At 72.2% G+C, this 19,134-nt stretch carries 15 protein-coding genes; 14 read left to right on the forward strand and 1 reads right to left on the reverse strand.

Features of this window, described 5'->3' with window-relative positions; all coding sequences use genetic code 11:
* Positions 1 to 40 precede the first annotated feature (40 nt).
* Positions 41 to 1,444: an NAD-dependent malic enzyme gene (locus ACFY0D_RS36565; protein ID WP_373037128.1), complete on the forward strand. Its 1,404-nt coding sequence runs from the start codon at positions 41 to 43 to the stop codon at positions 1,442 to 1,444.
* A 341-nt stretch (positions 1,445 to 1,785) separates the two neighbouring features.
* Positions 1,786 to 2,067, forward strand: coding sequence for an HU family DNA-binding protein (locus tag ACFY0D_RS36570; protein ID WP_007264399.1), 282 nt, complete (start codon positions 1,786 to 1,788; stop codon positions 2,065 to 2,067).
* Between the two features lie 452 nt (positions 2,068 to 2,519).
* Here ACFY0D_RS36570 and murA read toward each other — a convergent pair whose 3' ends face one another.
* Entirely contained in the window at positions 2,520 to 3,863 is a 1,344-nt protein-coding gene (murA, locus tag ACFY0D_RS36575; RefSeq protein ID WP_390802212.1) for a UDP-N-acetylglucosamine 1-carboxyvinyltransferase, read from the reverse strand.
* Positions 3,864 to 4,126: 263 nt separating this feature from the next.
* Here murA and ACFY0D_RS36580 point away from each other — a divergent pair, with 263 nt between their 5' ends.
* The 12 genes from ACFY0D_RS36580 to ACFY0D_RS36635 all read left to right on the forward strand — a co-directional run bounded on the left by ACFY0D_RS36580 (position 4,127) and on the right by ACFY0D_RS36635 (position 19,115).
* The gene (locus ACFY0D_RS36580; RefSeq protein WP_390802213.1) at positions 4,127 to 4,687 is read left to right on the forward strand and encodes a YqgE/AlgH family protein; all 561 of its coding nucleotides are present in this window, start codon (positions 4,127 to 4,129) and stop codon (positions 4,685 to 4,687) included.
* A 29-nt stretch (positions 4,688 to 4,716) separates the two neighbouring features.
* Complete coding sequence (locus ACFY0D_RS36585; protein ID WP_215018346.1) at positions 4,717 to 5,001, forward strand: DUF3039 domain-containing protein; 285 nt, start codon at positions 4,717 to 4,719, stop codon at positions 4,999 to 5,001.
* A 179-nt stretch (positions 5,002 to 5,180) separates the two neighbouring features.
* Positions 5,181 to 6,818: a beta-N-acetylhexosaminidase gene (locus ACFY0D_RS36590; RefSeq protein WP_390802214.1), complete on the forward strand. Its 1,638-nt coding sequence runs from the start codon at positions 5,181 to 5,183 to the stop codon at positions 6,816 to 6,818.
* 226 nt (positions 6,819 to 7,044) lie between these two features.
* Positions 7,045 to 8,022, forward strand: a complete 978-nt coding sequence (locus ACFY0D_RS36595; RefSeq protein ID WP_390802215.1) for an FAD binding domain-containing protein — start codon at positions 7,045 to 7,047, stop codon at positions 8,020 to 8,022.
* Positions 8,019 to 10,103, forward strand: a complete 2,085-nt coding sequence (locus ACFY0D_RS36600) for a (2Fe-2S)-binding protein (protein WP_390802216.1) — start codon at positions 8,019 to 8,021, stop codon at positions 10,101 to 10,103. Before ACFY0D_RS36595 ends, ACFY0D_RS36600 begins: the two co-directional genes overlap by 4 nt.
* A gap of 53 nt (positions 10,104 to 10,156) precedes the next feature.
* Positions 10,157 to 12,445, forward strand: a complete 2,289-nt coding sequence (locus tag ACFY0D_RS36605) for a xanthine dehydrogenase family protein molybdopterin-binding subunit (RefSeq protein WP_390802234.1) — start codon at positions 10,157 to 10,159, stop codon at positions 12,443 to 12,445.
* Between the two features lie 168 nt (positions 12,446 to 12,613).
* Positions 12,614 to 13,165 carry a hypothetical protein gene (locus tag ACFY0D_RS36610; protein ID WP_390802217.1) on the forward strand — a complete coding sequence of 184 codons (552 nt, stop codon included), beginning with the start codon at positions 12,614 to 12,616 and terminating at the stop codon, positions 13,163 to 13,165.
* A gap of 35 nt (positions 13,166 to 13,200) precedes the next feature.
* Positions 13,201 to 14,610 (forward strand): hypothetical protein, encoded by a 1,410-nt coding sequence (locus ACFY0D_RS36615; RefSeq protein ID WP_390802218.1) that lies wholly within the window; start codon positions 13,201 to 13,203, stop codon positions 14,608 to 14,610.
* A gap of 27 nt (positions 14,611 to 14,637) precedes the next feature.
* Positions 14,638 to 15,807 carry a type VII secretion-associated serine protease mycosin gene (mycP, locus tag ACFY0D_RS36620; RefSeq protein ID WP_390802219.1) on the forward strand — a complete coding sequence of 390 codons (1,170 nt, stop codon included), beginning with the start codon at positions 14,638 to 14,640 and terminating at the stop codon, positions 15,805 to 15,807.
* Positions 15,808 to 15,852: 45 nt separating this feature from the next.
* The gene (locus ACFY0D_RS36625) at positions 15,853 to 16,278 is read left to right on the forward strand and encodes a hypothetical protein (RefSeq protein WP_390802220.1); all 426 of its coding nucleotides are present in this window, start codon (positions 15,853 to 15,855) and stop codon (positions 16,276 to 16,278) included.
* A 9-nt stretch (positions 16,279 to 16,287) separates the two neighbouring features.
* On the forward strand, positions 16,288 to 18,570 hold the full coding sequence (locus ACFY0D_RS36630) for a hypothetical protein (RefSeq protein ID WP_390802221.1): 2,283 nt from the start codon (positions 16,288 to 16,290) through the stop codon (positions 18,568 to 18,570).
* Complete coding sequence (locus tag ACFY0D_RS36635; RefSeq protein ID WP_390802222.1) at positions 18,570 to 19,115, forward strand: hypothetical protein; 546 nt, start codon at positions 18,570 to 18,572, stop codon at positions 19,113 to 19,115. Before ACFY0D_RS36630 ends, ACFY0D_RS36635 begins: the two co-directional genes overlap by 1 nt.
* Positions 19,116 to 19,134 lie beyond the last annotated feature (19 nt).

Raw genomic sequence — 19,134 nt, forward strand, 5'->3', positions numbered from 1 at the left:
GTGTGTTACAGCGAACCAGGGACAGAAGAGGAACACGGCCATGGCAACGGCGCCCAGCGTCTCGTATTCGATGACGGTCCGTCTGGAAGTGCCCGCGAGCGGAACCGCGGTCTCCCAGCTCACCACCGCCGTGGAGTCCTCCGGCGGATCCGTCACCGGCCTCGACGTGACCGCATCCGGCCACGAGAAGCTCCGGATCGACGTCACCATCGCCGCGACCTCCACCGCGCACGCGGACGAGATCGTCGAGAAGCTGCGCGGCATCGAGGGCGTCAGCCTCGGCAAGGTCTCCGACCGCACCTTCCTGATGCACCTCGGCGGCAAGATCGAGATGTCGTCCAAGCACCCCATCCGCAACCGTGACGACCTCTCGATGATCTACACCCCGGGCGTGGCCCGCGTGTGCATGGCGATCGCCGAGAACCCCGAGGACGCGCGCCGCCTCACCATCAAGCGCAACTCCGTCGCAGTCGTGACCGACGGCTCCGCCGTACTGGGTCTCGGCAACATCGGCCCGATGGCCGCACTGCCCGTCATGGAGGGCAAGGCGGCCCTCTTCAAGCGCTTCGCCGGCATCGACGCCTGGCCGATCTGCCTCGACACCCAGGACGCCGACGAGATCGTCGCGATCGTCAAGGCGATCGCCCCGGGCTTCGCGGGCATCAACCTGGAGGACATCTCCGCGCCGCGCTGCTTCGAGATCGAGGCCCGGCTGCGCGAGGCCCTCGACATCCCCGTCTTCCACGACGACCAGCACGGCACCGCGATCGTCGTGCTCGCGGCGCTCACCAACGCACTGCGCGTGGTGGGCAAGGCAGTTGGCGATGTCAAGGTCGTCATGTCGGGTGCCGGCGCGGCCGGTACCGCCATCCTCAAGCTGCTCCTGGCGGCAGGCGTCAAGAACGCGGTGAGCGCCGACATCCACGGCGTCGTGCACGCGGACCGCCCCGACCTCGTCGACGCGGCCGCGGACTCCCCGCTGCGCTGGATCGCCGACAACACCAACCCCGAGGGCTACACGGGCACGCTGAAGGAGGCCGTGGTCGGCGCCGACGTGTTCATCGGCGTCTCGGCCCCGAACGTGCTGTCCGGCGAGGACGTCGCCGCCATGGCCGAAGGCGCGATCGTGTTCGCGCTCGCGAACCCGGACCCCGAGGTGGACCCGGCCATCGCCCGCCAGACCGCCGCCGTCGTGGCCACCGGCCGCTCCGACTTCCCGAACCAGATCAACAACGTGCTGGTCTTCCCGGGTGTCTTCCGCGGTCTGCTGGACGCTCAGTCCCGCACCGTGAACACGGAGATGATGCTGGCCGCCGCGAGCGCGCTGGCGGACGTCGTGGGCGAGGACGAGCTGAACGCGAACTACATCATCCCGTCGGTGTTCAACGACAAGGTCGCGGGTGCGGTCGCGGGCGCCGTCCGCAAGGCGGCCTCGGGGGCCTGAGCCCCGCTGTGACGGCCCTCACGGCGCTCCGATACCGGCGCGTCGCGAGATGCGGGCCCGACGGGCCGCCTCTAGGGTTTGCGGGGATGCCCGCGAGGTCCGCGGTCCGCGGCGGCGCGTGAGCGAAGGCGTGGACGGAGCGTCACCGCGGCGTGACTGTGGCGCTTTTCGTGTGACCCCGACGGGTGCCGGATTGGCTTTCCCGCCGCTGGTGGGGGCAGGATGCGTAACCGGGCGAGAGGGTCTGACGTTCAGACCCGGGTCCGGGGACTGTCCTAGGGCCCTGGCAGCATCGGCTTCGATCTCACGCCTCTAAGGCAAGTTGAACACGGGAGTACAACATGAACCGCAGTGAGCTGGTGGCCGCTCTGTCCGAGCGCGCCGAGGTGACCCGCAAGGACGCCGACGCCGTTCTGGCCGCGCTCGCCGAGACCGTCGGCGAGATTGTCGCCAAGGGCGACGAGAAGGTCACCATCCCCGGCTTCCTGACCTTCGAGCGCACCCACCGTGCCGCTCGCACCGCGCGCAACCCGCAGACCGGCGACCCCATCCAGATCCCGGCCGGCTACAGCGTGAAGGTCTCCGCGGGCTCCAAGCTCAAGGAAGCCGCCAAGGGCAAGTAAGTCCTGCCCCGGCGCCGAGGGCCGCACAGGCCTTTGGAACGGCAGTAGTACGCAGAACGACGATGGGCGGTCACCCCCGGGCGGGGTGGCCGCCCTTCGGCATGTCCGGGGCCGGACGCGGCCCGGTGGGCCCGGACGGGCGGGGGACCGCCCCCGGGCCGCCCGGCGGGCCTGGCAGGCCCTGTGAGGGCCCGTCAGGGGCCTGGCGGGGCCCAGGTATGCCACCGGCACGTCCCGCCGGACCCCCGTGCGGCTCCGTACGGCTCCGTGCGGCTCCGTACGGGCCTGCGCGGGCCGTGGTTGGGCCTGGGCGGGCCTCGGCCGGGCATCCGGTCGGGCAGCGGGTCGGTCGGGGTCTTGTCCCGGGCCTCGGCCGGGGCACGGGAAAGCCCCCCGGGCCCTGTGCGGGGCCCGGGGGGCTTTCTGCGTACGTCCGGGTGTCCGGGTACGGCTCAGGCGAGGTCGCCGCCCGGGAGCTCGACCTTCGCGCCGAGTTCCACGAGCTTCTCCATGAAGTTCTCGTAGCCGCGGTTGATCAGGTCGATGCCGTGGACCCGCGAGGTGCCCTCGGCGGCCAGGGCCGCGATCAGGTACGAGAATCCGCCGCGCAGGTCGGGGATGACCAGGTCGGCGCCCTGCAGCTTGGTGGGGCCGGAGACGACCGCCGAGTGCAGGAAGTTGCGCTGGCCGAAGCGGCAGGCGCTGCCGCCCAGGCACTCGCGGTACAGCTGGATGTGAGCACCCATCTGGTTGAGCGCCGAGGTGAAGCCGAGCCGGGACTCGTAGACCGTCTCGTGGACGATCGACAGGCCGGAGGCCTGCGTCAGGGCCACGACGAGCGGCTGCTGCCAGTCGGTCTGGAAGCCGGGGTGGACGTCCGTCTCCAGCGCGATGGCGTTGAGCGGGCCGCCCGGGTGCCAGAAGCGGATGCCGTCGTCGTCGATCTCGAACGCCCCGCCGACGCGGCGGAAGGTGTTCAGGAACGTCATCATCGAGCGCTGCTGGGCACCGCGCACGTAGATGTTGCCGCCGGTGGCAAGCGCCGCGGAAGCCCAGGAGGCGGCTTCCAGACGGTCCGGGAGGGCCTTGTGGTTGTAGCCGCCGAGGCGGTCGACGCCCGTGATCCGGATGGTCCGGTCGGTGTCGACGGAGATGATCGCGCCCATCTTCTGCAGGACGCAGATGAGGTCCTCGATCTCCGGCTCCACCGCGGCGTTGCTGAGCTCGGTGACGCCCTCGGCCAGGACGGCCGTCAGCAGCACCTGCTCGGTCGAGCCGACCGACGGGTAGGGGAGGCGGATCTTGCAGCCGCGCAGGCGCTGCGGGGCTTCCAGATACTGGCCGCCCTCGCGCTTCTCGATGGTCGCGCCGAACTGGCGGAGCACGTCGAAGTGGAAGTCGATCGGCCGACCGCCGATGTCGCAGCCGCCCAGGCCCGGGATGAAGGCGTGGCCGAGCCGGTGCAGCAGGGGGCCGCAGAACAGGATCGGGATGCGCGAGGAGCCCGCGTGGGCGTCGATGTCCGCGACGTTCGCGCTCTCGACGTGGGTGGGGTCGAGCACGAGCTCGCCCGGCTCCTCGCCGGGACGGACCGTCACCCCGTGCAGCTGGAGCAGCCCGCGGACGACGCGCACGTCACGGATGTCGGGAACGTTGCGCAGCCGGCTGGGTCCGCTGCCGAGCAGAGCGGCGACCATGGCCTTGGGCACGAGGTTCTTCGCACCACGGACACGGATCTCGCCCTCGAGCGGGGTACCGCCGTGGACAAGCAGTACATCGTCACTGATGCCGGTCATGAATCTCGCGTTCCGGAGAGGGGTGGGCAGGGGGCCAGGGAAAAGGGTAAGGGCCACCACCCCCTTGTTCGTAAGGCCGACGTGGCCGTAGGACTGTCATGAATTCGGCACAACACCCTCCGTATCCACCACATGGCGGAGTGTTGCGTTCCGCCTACGCCGTCCGTGCGCGCTCCTCGCTGCTGCCGTGCGCCCTGAGCTGCGATCGATCCGATCTTCCCGCCCGCTCCCCGGAATCGGCCGATGTGCGGGATCATGGCGGCATGACCGAGGTGTCCTCCCTCACAGGGCGGCTGCTCGTGGCCACCCCCGCCCTCGCGGACCCGAACTTCGACCGCGCGGTCGTGCTGCTGCTCGACCACGACGAGCAGGGCTCCCTCGGCGTGGTCCTGAACAGGCCGACGCCCGTGGGCGTCGGTGACGTCCTGCTGTCCTGGGCGCCCCTGGCCGGCGACCCCGGGGTGGTCTTCCAGGGCGGCCCGGTGGCCATGGACTCGGCCCTGGGCGTGGCGGTGATCCCGGGCGAGGAGGGTCCGCTCGGCTGGCGCCGCGTGTACGGGGCGATCGGACTGGTCGACCTGGAGACGCCGCCGGAACTGCTGGCCGCCGCCCTGGGCGGGCTGCGGATCTTCGCGGGCTACTCCGGCTGGGGCCCGGGTCAGCTGGAGGCGGAGCTCGGCGAGGGCGCCTGGTACGTGGTGGAGTCGGAGCCCGGGGACGTGTCCTTCCCGGATCCGGAGCGGCTGTGGCGGGCGGTGCTGCGCCGCCAGCGCAGCGAGCTCGCGATGGTCGCCACCTATCCGGACGACCCGTCGCTCAACTGACGGGCGCGGGGTTAAGTACCCTGGGTTCCATGAGCACTCTTGAGCCCGAGCGCGGGACTGGCACGGGGACCCTCGTAGAGCCGACGCCGCAGGTGTCGCACGGTGACGGCGACCACGAGCGCTTCGCCCACTACGTCCAGAAGGACAAGATCATGGCGAGCGCGCTCGACGGGACCCCCGTCGTCGCGCTCTGCGGCAAGGTCTGGGTACCGGGCCGGGACCCGAAGAAGTACCCGGTCTGCCCCATGTGCAAGGAGATCTACGAGTCCATGGGCCCCGGCGGGGACAAGGACAAGGGCGGCAAGGACAACTAGTCCACCCGGCCCTCCGTCTTCCGCGGGACCGAGACCGACCGAGACCCCCGGTGCGCCACAGTGCGCCCGGGGGTCTTTGCCGTGCCGGTGGGGCGCGTTAGGGTCGGCGCGACGAGCGCCCTGCGGAACGAGCGTTGCGCAGGGCGCAACACGCGCACGCCGTCGTGAAGGGCTGACGCATGGACCTGATCCCCGCACCCCTGGTCGCCGTTCCCGACGGGGGCGGGCGGCGCTTCGCGTTCGGGCCCGAGCCGGTCCTGGACGCCGGGCCGGGAGCCGCGGCGGTCGCGCGCTGGCTGCGGCGCGAACTGGGCGCGGCCACCGGCTGGGAGCTGCCCGCCGCCCGGGCCGGCGTGACCGCCGAGCTGCGGCTGCGCGTCGACCCGGACGGCGCCGGAGACCTGGGCCCGGAGGCGTACCGCATCGAGATCGGCCCGGACGGGGCGGAGCTGACGGGCGCGACGGCGGCCGGGCTGTTCTGGGGCGCCCAGACGCTGCGTCAGCTGCTGGGGCCCGACGCGTACCGCAGGGCGCCGCTGCCCGGCCGCGCGTGGAGCCTGCCGTACGCCTCCGTCGTGGACGGCCCGCGGTTCGGCTGGCGCGGGATGATGCTGGACGTGGCCCGGCACTTCATGCCCAAGGACGGCGTGCTGCGCTACATCGACCTGCTCGCCGCGCACAAGCTCAACGTGCTGCACCTGCACCTGACCGACGACCAGGGCTGGCGGATCGAGATCGAGCGCTACCCGCGGCTGACCGGGGTCGGCGGCTGGCGCCCGCGCAGCCGGTGGGGCCACCGGGCCTCGCCGCTGTGGAACGAGACCCCGCACGGCGGCTTCTACACGCAGGACGACATCCGCGAGATCGTCGCGTACGCCGCCGAGCGGCATGTCCGGGTGGTCCCGGAGATCGACGTACCGGGGCATTCGCAGGCCGCGATCGCCGCGTACCCGGAGCTGGGCAACACCGACGTCGTCGACACCGCCGCGCTCGGGGTCTGGGAGGACTGGGGGATCACCGAGAACGTGCTCGCGCCCACCGAGGCCGTGCTGCGCTTCTACGAGGGGGTCTTCGAAGAGCTGCTGGAGCTGTTCCCGGCCGAGGTCTCACCCTTCGTGCACGTGGGCGGGGACGAGTGCCCCAAGGCGCAGTGGAAGGCCTCCGCGGTCGCCCAGGCGCGGATCCGCGAGCTGGGCGTGGACGGGGAGGACGGGCTGCAGTCCTGGTTCGTCCGGCACTTCGACGGCTGGCTCGCCGCGCGCGGGCGGCGGCTGATCGGCTGGGACGAGATCCTGGAGGGCGGGCTCGCGGACGGCGCCGCCGTGTCCTCGTGGCGCGGCTACGCGGGCGGGATCGCCGCCGCCGAGGCCGGGCACGACGTGGTCATGTGCCCCGAGCAGCAGGTCTACCTCGACCACCGGCAGGCGGGCGGCGCGGACGAGCCGATGCCCATCGGGTACGTGCGCTCGCTGGAGGACGTCTACCGCTTCGAGCCGGTGCCGCCGAAGCTGTCGCCGGAGGCCGCCGCCCGGGTGCTGGGGGCGCAGGCCAACGTGTGGACCGAGGTGATGGAGAACCAGGGCCGGGTCGACTACCAGGTGTTCCCGCGGCTGGTGGCCTTCGCCGAGGTGGTGTGGTCACGGCAGCCGGCACCCGAGGAGCGCGACTTCGCGTGCTTCGAGGGGCGGATGGCCACGCACTACGCGCGGTTGGCCGCGCAGGGGGTCGATTACCGGCCGCCGGGCGGGCCGTTGCCGCGGCAGCGGCGGCCCGGTGTGCTCGGGCGTCCGATCGAGGGCGCGCCCCCGAACGTGTGACAAGTGGATGACGGCGCCGACCCGAACCGAAAGGGAACGGGAGTGGAACTCTGCCTCAATTTCCCCCGATACAGGGAAAATCGGGCAATCGGGGAGGAGAGTCGCCGAAGGCGGTGCGACAGGGCCGTACGGCCCGTACGGGGCACCGCGCCCGGGGCGGGCCGCAGCGGGCGGACCCTCGCGCCGGGCGGCCCGGAAGATGTGCCAGAGTTGCCACGTCCCGGCGGTGAGGACGTACCGTACGGCGGAACAGGCGCGAGCGCCGGAACCGGGACATCGGGAAGGGGCAGCTGGGTTGACCACGCACGCACCGCACGCACTGGATTCACCTCAGGGGCCGCAGGGCCCGCAGGCGGCGCAGTCCGTGACGCTGCCGGCCTCGCTCGACGAGGCCGTGGCGGCGCTCACCGCCATGCCCGCCGCCGTGCCGGTCGCGGGCGGCACCGACCTGATGGCCGCCGTCAACGCCGGGCTGCTGCGGCCCGCCGCCCTGGTGGGCCTGGGCCGGATCAACGAGATCCGCGGCTGGCAGTACCAGGACGGCCACGCACTGCTCGGTGCGGGCCTCACGCACGCCCGGATGGGACGGCCGGATTTCGCCGCTCTGATCCCCGCGCTCGCGGCCGCGGCCCGGGCCGCCGGCCCCCCGCAGATCCGCAACGCGGGCACCCTCGGCGGCAACATCGCCACCGCCGCGCCCACGGGTGACGCACTGCCCGTGCTGGCCGCGCTGGAGGCCGTACTCGTCATCGTCGGCCCGGGCGGGCAGCGGGAGATCCCGGTGTCGTACCTGCTGGCCGGGCGGGAGATGCTGCGGCCCGGTGAGCTGATCGGCTTCGTGCGGGTGCCGCTGCTGCACGCACCGCAGGTGTTCCTGAAGGCCACGGGCCGTACCGGGCCGGGGCGTGCCGTGGCCTCCGTGGGGCTCGTCCTGGATCCCGCGCGCCGGGGCGTGCGCTGCGCCATCGGCGCGGTCGCCCCGATGCCGCTGCGGCCGCTGGAGGCCGAGCAGTGGGTGGCCTCACTGATCGACTGGGACGGCGGGCGGACCCTGGCCCCCGAGGCGCTGGAGGCCTTCGGCGAGTACGTCGCGGCCGCGTGCGTGCCCGACCAGGGCGAGCCGGTGGCTCCCGGAGTACTGCATCTGCGGCGGACGGTGGCCGTGCTGGCGCGCAGGGCCCTCGGGAGGGCGCTGACCTCATGAGCGAGAACGAGAACGAGAACGTGACCCAGGGGAACGGCACGGCGGGCTGGGGCTGGGAACCGGTCCCGCAGGGCGGCGAGTACGACTCGGACGCCACGGCCTTCGTGAAACTGCCGCAGGACATGCTGGACGCGCTCGGCACCGGGGAGCCGCTCGCGGCGCCCGGGCACGGCTACGTGCCGCCGCCGATGATCGTGCCGCTCGGCTCGGCCAGTACGGATCCGGCGGCCACGGGGACGTGGGCGATTCCGGTGCAGTGGCCGGAGGCGGGCGGCCCGGCGGGTGGTGCCGGTGCAGGCGCTGCTGGTGCTGCCGGTCAGGGCCCGGGCCCGGGTCAGGGCCCGGGCTCCGGGTCGGTGGGCGGGCCGATCCCGGCGTCGATCCCGATCCCGGCGTCGGTCGCGGCGGCGTTCGCCGAGGCCGAGCCGGAGCCGCCGGTGACCGATCCGAGCGCGACGGCCGAGTGGCGGTTCCCGGAGGCGGCGCAGGAGCCCGAGCAGGCCGGTCCGGCGACCGGGCAGTGGGCCGTGCCCGAGTTCAACGAATTCCCCGAGCAGTCGAACGACTACCGGCCGGGCGCTCTGGACGCCGACTGGAGCCAGGCCCCGGCGACGCTGCCGGGCGGCGCCCCGGCGCCCTGGGCGTACCTGACGCAGCAGCCGGCCGGGGACCCAGACGCGGCCGCCGCCGGTGCCGCCGGTGCCGCTGCCGGCGTGCTGCCCGGCACGGACGAGGCCGCCGCCGCTTCGGCCGCCGCCGCCGCGACCGCGCATGCCGCCGGACGGCTGGTCGGCGGCCCCGGAGTGGGCGCCGCGGGACGTGGGCCGCGCGTGCTGGGCGGGCCCGGGGTGGGCACCCCCCTGCCCGAGGGTGAGCCGGTGCACCCGGCCCCGCACGACATCGAGGCCGCGCACGGCCCGGCGGCGGAGCACGCCGAGGGCGCCAGGGCCACGGACCACGCGGGACAGGGCGAGTACGCCGGGCAGGGCGAGTACGCGGGGCAGGGCGAGCACACGGGGCACGCCGGGCACGCAGGCCACGCAGGCCACGGGGAGTACGCCGGGCAGGGCGAGTACGCCGGGTACGCAGAACAGGCCGCCACCTCCGCCGCTTCGGCCGCGCCCGTCGCCGCCGCCCAGCCGCCGGTGGCCCCCGCCGACCTGGATCTCTTCGGCGGGATCCGTCTCCAGGCACCGGCCGCCGAGCCCGCGCAGCCCGCCGGCACCGACGGCCACGGATTCACCGCGTTCGGACACGCGCCGGAGCCCGGCCCCGAGGCCGCGCACGGGCCCGCGCACCAGGCGGAGCCCGCCGCCGCGGAGTCCGACTCCGGGAGCGGGGACGGGCCGGCCGCGCAGAAGCCCCCGGCCGACCCCACGCCGACCGATGGCACCGCCGACAGCGGGGACGCACTCCCGGACGAGGGCACCACCGAAGGTTTCCCGGCCGAGGTGGCGACGTACGAAGAAGCCGCGACCGCCGGGGCCGTCGCCCATCACGAGCACCCGTCGGCCTCCTACGTCCTGCGCGTCAACGGCGCCGACCGGCCCGTCACCGGCGCCTGGATCGGCGAGTCCCTCCTGTACGTGCTGCGCGAGCGCCTCGGCCTCGCGGGCGCCAAGGACGGCTGCTCGCAGGGCGAATGCGGTGCCTGCGCCGTACAGGTCGACGGCCGGCTCGTCGCCTCCTGCCTGGTACCGGCCGCCACGGCCGCCGGCAGCGAAGTGCGTACCGTCGAGGGTCTCGCGACGGACGGGGAACTCTCGGACGTCCAGCAGGCGTTGTGCAGGTCGGGTGCGGTGCAGTGCGGGTTCTGCGTACCCGGCATGGCCATGACCATCCACGACCTGCTGGAGGGCAATCACGCCCCCAGCGAGCTGGAGACCCGTCAGGCCCTGTGCGGCAACCTCTGCCGCTGCTCCGGCTACGCGGGCGTCGTCGACGCCGTGCGCGAGGTCGTGGCCGAGCGCGAGGCGGCCGCCGCGGAGCCCGCGGCCCCGGGCGCAGGTGCACCGGAGCCGCGCATCCCGCATCAGGCAGCGCCCGGCGAGGGCGGCATCCACCACGGAGGCACGGCGTGAGCGGGCAGGACGCGGCGACGGCGACCACAACGGTCAACACCACGGTGACGGCCATGGCCGCCCCCGGTTCCGAGGCCTCCGAACAGCAGGCCCCGCGCGGAATCGGAGCCTCCGTCCCGGCCGCGGACACCCGCGCCAAGACCGAGGGCACCTTCCCCTACGCCGCCGACCTGTGGGCCGAGGGCCTCCTGTGGGCCGCCGTGCTGCGCTCCCCGCACGCCCACGCCCGGATCCTCTCCATCGACACCACGGCCGCCGCCGAGATGCCCGGCGTCCGCGCCGTCGTCACCCACGCCGACGTGCCCGGCGCCACCACACACGGCCGCCGGATCGCCGACCGGCCGGTATTCGCGCACGACGTCGTACGCCACCACGGCGAGGCCATCGCCGCCGTCGCCGCCGACCACCCCGACACCGCACGGCTCGCCGCCGCCGCGATCGCGGTCGAGTACGAGCTCCTCGACCCCGTCACCGACCCCGAGCAGTCCTTCGGCGCCCCCGCCCTGCACCCCGACGGCAACCTGATCCGGCACATCCCGCTCCGCTACGGCGACCCGGAAGCCACCGGCGACGTCGTGGTCGAGGGCCTGTACCGGATCGGCCGCCAGGACCCCGCCCCCATCGGCGCCGAGGCCGGACTGGCCGTGCCGCGCCCCGACGGCGGCGTGGAGCTCTACACCGCGTCCACCGACCCGCACACCGACCGCGACCTGGCCGCCGCCTGCTTCGGACTGGATCCGGACCGCGTGCGCGTGGTCGTCACCGGCGTGCCGGGCGCGACGGCCGACCGCGAGGACGCCGCCTTCCAGCTCCCGCTCGGCCTGCTCGCCCTGCGCACGGGCTGCCCGGTCAAACTGGCCGCCACCCGCGAAGAGTCCTTCCTCGGCCACACCCACCGGCATCCGACCCTGCTGCGCTACCGCCACCACGCGGACGCGGAGGGTCGCCTGGTCAAGGTCGAGGCACAGATCCTGATGGACGGCGGCGCCTACGCCGACTCCTCCTCCGAGTCCCTGGCGGCGGCGGTGGCCTTCGCCTGCGGCCCGTACGTCGTCCCGCACGCCTTCGTCGAGGGCTGGGCGGTACGCACCAACAACCCGCCGTCGGGCCACGTCCGCGGCGAGGGCGCCATGCAGGTGTGCGCCGCGTACGAGGGCCAGATGGACAAGCTCGCGGCCGCCCTCGGCATCGACGGGGCCGAGCTGCGCCTGCGCAACGTCCTGGCGACGGGAGACCTGCTCCCCACCGGCCAGACGGTGACCTGCCCGGCCCCGGTGGCGGAGCTGCTGCGCGCGGTCCGCGACTTCGAACTGCCCGCCCTGCCCAAGGACGCCCCGGAGGACGAGTGGCTGCTGCCCGGCGGCCCGGAGGGTGCGGGCGAGCCGGGCGCGGTACGGCGCGGGGTGGGCTACGGCGTCGGCATGGTCCACATGCTCGGCGCCGAGGGGGCCGACGAGGTCTCCACGGCCACGGTGAAGGTGGTGGGCGGCGCGGCCACGGTCATCTGCGCGGCCGTCGACACCGGCCAGGGCTTCGCCACGCTGGCCCGGCAGATCGTCCAGGAGGTCCTGGGCGTCGACGAGGTCGCCATGGCCCCGGTGGACACCGACCAGCCGCCGGCCGGGCCGTCGGCGCACGGCCGCCACACATGGGTGTCGGGTGGCGCGGTGGAGCGGGCGGCCAAGATGGTCCGCACCCAGCTCCTCCAGCCGATGGCCCACAAGCTGGGCATGTCGACGGAACTCCTGCAGATCCAGGACGGTCGCATCACGTCGTACGACGGCGCGTTCTCGATGTCGGTGGCGGAGGCGATGGTCGGCAAGGAACTCTGGGCGACGGCCCAGTGCCGCCCCCACCCCACGGAGCCCCTGGACGCGGACGGCCAGGGCGACGCCTTCGTGGGCCTCGCCTTCTGCGCGATCCGCGCGGTGGTGGACGTGGACATCGAACTGGGCTCGGTCCGGGTCGTGGAACTCGCGGTGGCCCAGGACGTGGGCCGCATCCTGAACCCCCGTCAGCTGGAGGCCCGTATCGAGGCGGGGGTCACCCAGGGAGTGGGCGCGGCCCTGACGGAGAACCTCCGCACGGTCTCCGGCCTGATCCGCCACCCGGACCTGACGGGCTACGCGCTGCCGACGGCGCTGGACGCCCCGGCGGTCCGCATCGTCAAGCTGGTCGAAGAGCGCGACGTGGTGGCCCCGTTCGGCGCGAAGGCGGCGAGCGCGGTCCCCGTGGTGACGACCCCGGCGGCGGTGGCCTCGGCGGTCCGCGCAGCCACGGGCCGCCCGGTGAACCGCCTGCCGATCAGGCCTTCCGCGGCGGTGGGTACACCCAACTCGTGACCGTGTGACCCGCATTGCACGTGCAACCCCGGACTTGGGCCTGTCGGTACCGGTCGCTAGAGTGATCGGTACCGGTGTGCGTGTACGTGCGGACACGGGTGCGAACGGGGACGGGGAGCGGCGGAAACGCCGCGACCACGGGGATGACGGGGAGTCGGGGAGGCCAACGTGGCAGACGACAACGGGGCGGGCCAAGTAGCAACGGCCCTCACACTGGGGATCGCGGGCCCGATGGGCGCGATCGCAGGGATGGCCTACAACGCTGCCACTGCGGCGCTGCGGATCGAGTTCGACTCGATGACCGAGTACAAGAAAATGGTGGACGGCCTCCTGGACGACCTCACCGGCTCGGACGCGGACCACAAGAAGCTGGCGGACGACAAACTGCCGTCCAACAAGCTCGGCAAGGGCTTCGCGGAGGTCGACGCGCTGTTCAAGTCGTACGACACGGTCATTACGGAGTTGCAGAAGCTCTCAAAGGGGCTGGCGGGGCAGATCGAGGCCCTGGGCATCGCGGTCCTGACGGCGGGCAAGGGCTACGACGGCGTGGACGAGGAGACGAGGCGGCGCATGGCGTCCATCGCCAAGGAAGCGACGAAGGAGTACGTGCCGGACCGTGACCCGTGGCCGGAGGAACAGCGCCGCCTGGCGGCGTCCAACCAGCCGACGACGCCCACGACTCCGACTCCGTCGCCCAGCACGTCGGGAGTTACCTACTGATGGCAACGTCATTCGAAGGCTTCACGCACCAGCAGATGCGCGACATGATCGCTTCGCTGGACCCTGCCTCGGTCCAGGCGCGGGCCGACCAACTGGCGGCGGCCGCCAAGAAGATCGAGGCGATCGGCGACGCGCTCAAGCGCCACGTCGTGTCCGGCTGGGAGGGCGAAGGAGCCGACGCCTTCCAGCAGTGGGTGGGCCGCGCGGGCAACGCGACGCTGCGCCTGGGCGAGTACAGCGCCAAGGGCGGGGAGTGGATGGGCAAGGTCGTCCAGACGATGACCGAGGCCACGAAGATGACCGCCGTCGACGCGACCGCGACCAAGAACCTCGCGGCGGCGATCGAGCACCACAACGACCCGGACGCGGCGACGGTCCGCTCGGAGGCGCAGACGATTCTGGACGCGGACCACCGCGAGGCGGTGCGGCTGATGACGAACCTGGCGCAGTCGTACCAGCAGTCGACAGACGAGATGAACAAGGCGGAGATCCCGACGTTCCCGCCGCCGCCGGAGAAGTTCCTGCCGCCGGATCTCGGTGGTACCACAGACTTGGAACGGTCCGGCGGAGGCTCCGGAGGAGTCGGCTCTGGCGGTTCGTCGTACCCGATGACAGGTCCTGGCGGCAGTGCGCCCGCGAACGAGCCAGGTTTTGTTCAGGGACGTCAATCGCAGCCGGACAACACTCTGCCGACGACGACTCTGCCCGCGCCGGTGACCCCCGACCGTGACGTGGAGGTGGACCTCGACACCGTCGGCACGCTGCCTCCGAACCAGACACTGCCTCCAGTGACGACGACGCCCGGTGGCCCGCTGCCCACGAGCCCCGGCGGTCCGACCCCCGGCCCCTTCGTGCCGCCCATGGCCGTCCCCCCGATCAGCGGGGTGAAGGGGCCGGGTCTCCCCGGCGTCTTCGGCCCCGGCATCCCTGGCCCGGGCACGACCGGTCCCCTCGGCAAGGGCGGCGGCCTGCCCGGCATGCTCCCGCGTGACAGCGGCATCATGGGTGGCCGTCAGGTGTCCTCCACCGGACCCAGCTCGAGTATCCCGCGTGGAACGGTCATCGGTGAAGGCGCCCAGGCAGGCCGTCCCATGGGGGGCGGAGGTATGGGCCACGGTGGCGGTGGCGCCCACGGCAGCAGTCAGGGAGGCTTCTCTGGCGGACGTCGACTGGCCTCGGAGCCGGGAGGCGTCGTCGGAGGGCGTCAGACCGGTGCGGTCGGTCGCCCCGTCGCGGGTGGGCAGCCGTTCACTCCAGGCGGTTCGGGTCTCGTGCGCAATGGCGCCGGCGGCGCGGGCATGGGTCCCGTGGGCCACGCGGGCGCCGGCACGCAGGCTCCGGGTAAGCGACGGAACGACCAGGGGGGCGAACGCCCTGACTACCTGGCCGAGGATGAAGAGACCTGGCAGGGCAGCCGTCGTGTTGTTCCGCCGGTGATCGACTGAGCAGAACGGACATGGCGCGGGATGCACATGCGTAAGGCGACCTCGGCCCTGGTGGGTCTGCTGTTGGCCGGGGTCGCCGCGACCCCGGCCCACGCGGCGACCATTCGATCGCAGCAATGGCATCTCGACGCCATGAAGGTCGACGACCTTTGGAAGGTCAGCACCGGTAAGGGCGTCACCGTCGCTGTCATCGACGGTGGGGTCAAGGACGTTCCTGAGCTGGAGGGCCAGGTCGTCTCTGGAAAGAATTTCGCAACGTCGCTCCCAGGGGACGAGCGCACTTCCTCCGGCTCACACGGCACCGCTATGGCCGCGATCATTGCCGGCACGGGCAAGCACCCGACGGGTGACGGCGCTTACGGACTCGCACCGGCTGCCAAGATTCTGCCCATCCGAGTCTCTGATGTTGAAGGGTTGGCGACCCCGCCCTGGGTTGCGGCCATCAGGTATGCGGCAGACTCGGACGCCAAGATCATCAATATTTCCCTCGGGATCGCCGGTAAGCCGGAGGACGATCAGGCGAGGGCCGAAGCGGTGAAGTATGCGCTCTCGAAGGGGAAACTGGTCTTCGCGGCCGTAGGGAATTCCGGGGACGCAGGCAACGAGGTTCAGTACCCGGGTGCGACCCCTGGGGTGGTCGGCGTAGGCGCAGTAGATGCCAAGGGCAAGGCGACCGAGGAGTCGCAGCACGGGCCCCAGGTGGACATGGTCGCACCCGGCGTAGACATTGTCTCGGCATGCGGCGGCAAGACGGGGGTATGCAAGCAGCACGGCACAAGTGACGCGACAGCCCTCGCCTCCGCATCCGCTGCCCTCATTTGGTCCGCCCACCCTGACTGGACCAACAACCAGGTCCTGCGCGTCCTCCTGAACACCGCGGGCAAGCCCACCGACGGTGTCGAGCGCAACGACTACGTCGGCTACGGCATCGTCCGCCCCCGCGTCGCGCTGACCAACCCCGGCGACCCCGGTCCGGCCGACGTCTACCCGCTGCCCGATCTCGCGGCGGCGGACGCGGCCAAGAAGCCCTCCGCGTCGCCCGACGGCAAGGCCCCCGACGCGGCCGCGTCCACGCCCGCCGCGCAGGCCGAGGAGAAGAAGAGCGGCAGCGCGCTTCCCTGGATCGGGCTCGGTCTGGCAGCCTGCGTGCTGATCGGTGGAGCCGTGACCGTGGTCGTCGTACGACGTAACCGCTGACCCGGGGCCGATCTGACCTGCACCCTGCCTTCGGGAGTTCCCGCGATGTCGTTCGACGAGGAATGGTCGGCGGCTCGCGCCACGGCCACCGCCCATGTCACCATGCGCCTCAATCAGGCGCCCGCCGATCCCGGCGGTGGTGGTGGTGGCGGTGACCTCGACCTCAATCAGGACCACATCGGTGCGATCGGCTCCGAGGCGTACAAGCTGCACACGCGCCTGCAGACCGACGGCAAGCACGCCGTCACCGCCACCGCCGAAGCCGCCGGGGCCCTCACGAAGGAGGCCTTCGCCAGCGGGGCGGCGCTCCTCAGGGCCAACGGCGTCTGGGAGAGCCAGGTGAAGACCCTCGTGGCCGCCTGCGCCAACATCTCCAACGGCCTGAACTACTCGCTCGCCTCCCACGCCAAGGACGAGCAGCAGCTCCAGGCGGACTTCGCGGCGTCCGCAATAGACAGATACCTCAAGTAGGCGCCCCGCATGCTGACCTACGAGAACGTGATGAACGCGCCCCTGGACAAGCTCCAGACGGCCGTCACCGACTGGACGGCGATGGCCGGCAAGCTGGACGAGATGGCCGAGGCCGCCCGCAACGGCATGAAGGCGAAGTCCGACAAGGCCGAGTGGAGCGGGGTCACCGCAGGCGTGGCGCGTCCGTTCGTCGACAAGACGGCCAAGGAGTTCGAGGACGCGGCCAAGGCCGCCAAGGGCATGTACCAGGTCCTCGCCGACGCGCACGCGACGTTCAAGGCCGCCCAGGACGAGCTGAAGAAGCTCGCCGCCAAGGCCCCGGCGGCCGGCTTCCAGGTCGATGCCGATGGGCGGGTCACGGCCATTGCGCTGCCCACCGAGGGGGAGCGGAACGCGGCCCGGCACGACCCCGACTACCAGCAGACCCTGAACACGAACCGCAACGCGTGGCAGTCCCGTGTCAACCGGGCGGTCGAGGACGCGCAGGACGCCGACGACTCCCTCGTCCGGGTCCTCCGGGCGAACCTCGCGGACGAACACGACTTCAGCGGAGCGAAATTCGCCACCGTCGATGCCGAACAGGCGGCCCGCGCCGCCGACCTGATGAAGAAGGTCACCGGCGAGGGCGGCACGGCGCGCAACGTCGAGGCGCTGCGCGAGCTGGAGGAGCTGCTCGACGACAACCGTACGGACCCCGAGTTCTCCACGGGCTTCTACCGGACGATCGGCGCCGAGGGCACGCTGGAGATGTACTCCAAGATGTCCCTCGACGCGACCGGCCTGGGGGCGCCCGGCAAGGACCGCGCGCTGATGGTCGCGAACATCCAGAGCGACATGGGCGCGATGCTGGGGCTCGCGACGCACAAGGACGTTCCCCACCACCTCGACGCGGCCTGGACGACCCAGCTGATGAAGGCGGGCCGCAAGGAGATGGCCGTCTACGGCGGCGTGCAGCAGATCTACGGCTACCAGGCCCTGGGCGCGCTGCTGCGCGAGGGGAAGTACGACACGGAGTTCCTCACCTCGGTCGGCCGCGACATGGTCGCCATGGACCGCAAGGACCCGGGTGCCTGGGAGTTCCACACCCCGTACGGTCTGGAGTCCGTCCTCAGCCAGGGCCAGGACGGCCGCGGCTTCTACCCGCTGACCGGCCTGATGGAGGCGCTGGGCAACAATCCGGACGCGGCGACGGCCTTCTTCAACGAGCCGGTCCGCGAGGACGGCAACCAGGACGGCATCGTCACGAAGGACGACAAGCCGGTCTCGGGGCAGCACGGCAAGGACCAGGGCATGGTCGACTACATGCTCGACAAGAAGCCGTACATGGACAGCTTCGACATGTCGCGGACCGGCGACCTGCACCCGGCCCAGCAGGCGGTCGGCGATGCCCTGATGGCGGCGGTCTCGCACCGGGGGCCCGGCGACGAGGACTCCCCGCCGGTCGCGCACAGCAAGGAGATGGCGGCCGTCATGGAGCGGGTCGTCGAGAAGATCGGCGACAAGCCGGAGCTGATCGACGCGGACCCGAAGGAACCGGACGGGCCGCTGAACGGCCTGTCCGGGCACTTCGGCCAGATGGCGGCCGAGTACATGCCGGACATCCAGGCCGCTGCGGAGAACGGCAGCGGGACGATCAAGGCCAACGGCGAGATGGCCGAGTTCGACAAGGCCGGCATGGCTCGGTTCATCGGGGCGGTGGGCCAGGATCCGGAGGCCTACGGTGCGATGACCACGGCCCAGCGGACCTTCACCACGGCACTGGTCAATGACGTCTTCACCCATCGGGGCGAGTACGACGACGTCGATGCGGCCGTCAAGGTCGCGGTGCACCCCGGCGGACAGATCGCCGGCATGCTGTCCGAGGCCCGGGCGGAGGGCACGTTCGGCGAGAACGCCCACCAGCAGGAGGAGTACGTCAAGGGCGTCGAGGACAACGCCAAGTGGGTCAACCGCGGTATCACCGCGGCGGGCGGCAAGTACCTCGAACTGGTGCCGCTGGCCGGCGACGTCGTCGAATGGCTTCAGGAGGACATCACGGAGAGCGTGGTCGAGGGGGCCGAGAAGGACGCTGCGAAGAAGGTCGAGGACAGCAACCAGAAGGCAGGCGAGGAGTACGTGCGCGCGCAGACCGGCGCGTCCGACTCCGCCGCGGCCTCGGTCCGCATCGCAGCCCGCGGATCCGGGTTGTCCGGGCGGACCATCGACTCCTACGCCGGTGTCGCGTCCACGGAGACGGCGAACGCCTACTCGGTCGGCCGGGACCTGGTGGCCACGATGAACGGAGGATCCTGATGCCCCGTCCCCGCACCCCTCGTGTGCTCGTCGCCGCCGCCATGGGGGCGGCACTGCTCGCCGGCTGCTCCGACGGCAAGGCGCCGGCTGCGCCCGCGCTGCCAGGATCCACCTGCTTCGGGGCCTTCACACCGACGGAGCTCGCGCCCCTCATGGGTACGGGGGAGGAGACGCAGGTGGACGGGCCGGCCGATGTCCGTCTGAGCGCCGGCCGCAAGAGCGCGCTCTGCAACATCTATGTGGACGGGAAGACCCGGTTCTTCGCGGCGGCGGAGCGTTTGCCGCAGGGACAGCACTTCTTCTGGGCTCCTGCGGTCGACGAGCAGAAGCCGGAGCCGCTCCCCTTCGCCGAGAACGGCAAGCTGTGGGACAGCGGTGCCGCGATCTTCCTCTCCTGCAACGGCCCCACCGAGGCCTTCGAGCTCAAGCTGTGGCTCGACGGCTCGACGGAGCAGATCAAGCAGGAGGAACGCCGCCCCTTGTTCGCGGGGCTCATGAAGAAGTACCTGGAGTTCGCCAAGGAGCAGACCGGCTGCGGAGCCTGAGCCGGAAAAGGCGAAGGCC

The sequence above is a fragment of the Streptomyces sp. NPDC001502 genome (genome assembly GCF_042894785.1).
Classification (GTDB): Bacteria; Actinomycetota; Actinomycetes; order Streptomycetales; family Streptomycetaceae; genus Streptomyces; species Streptomyces kutzneri.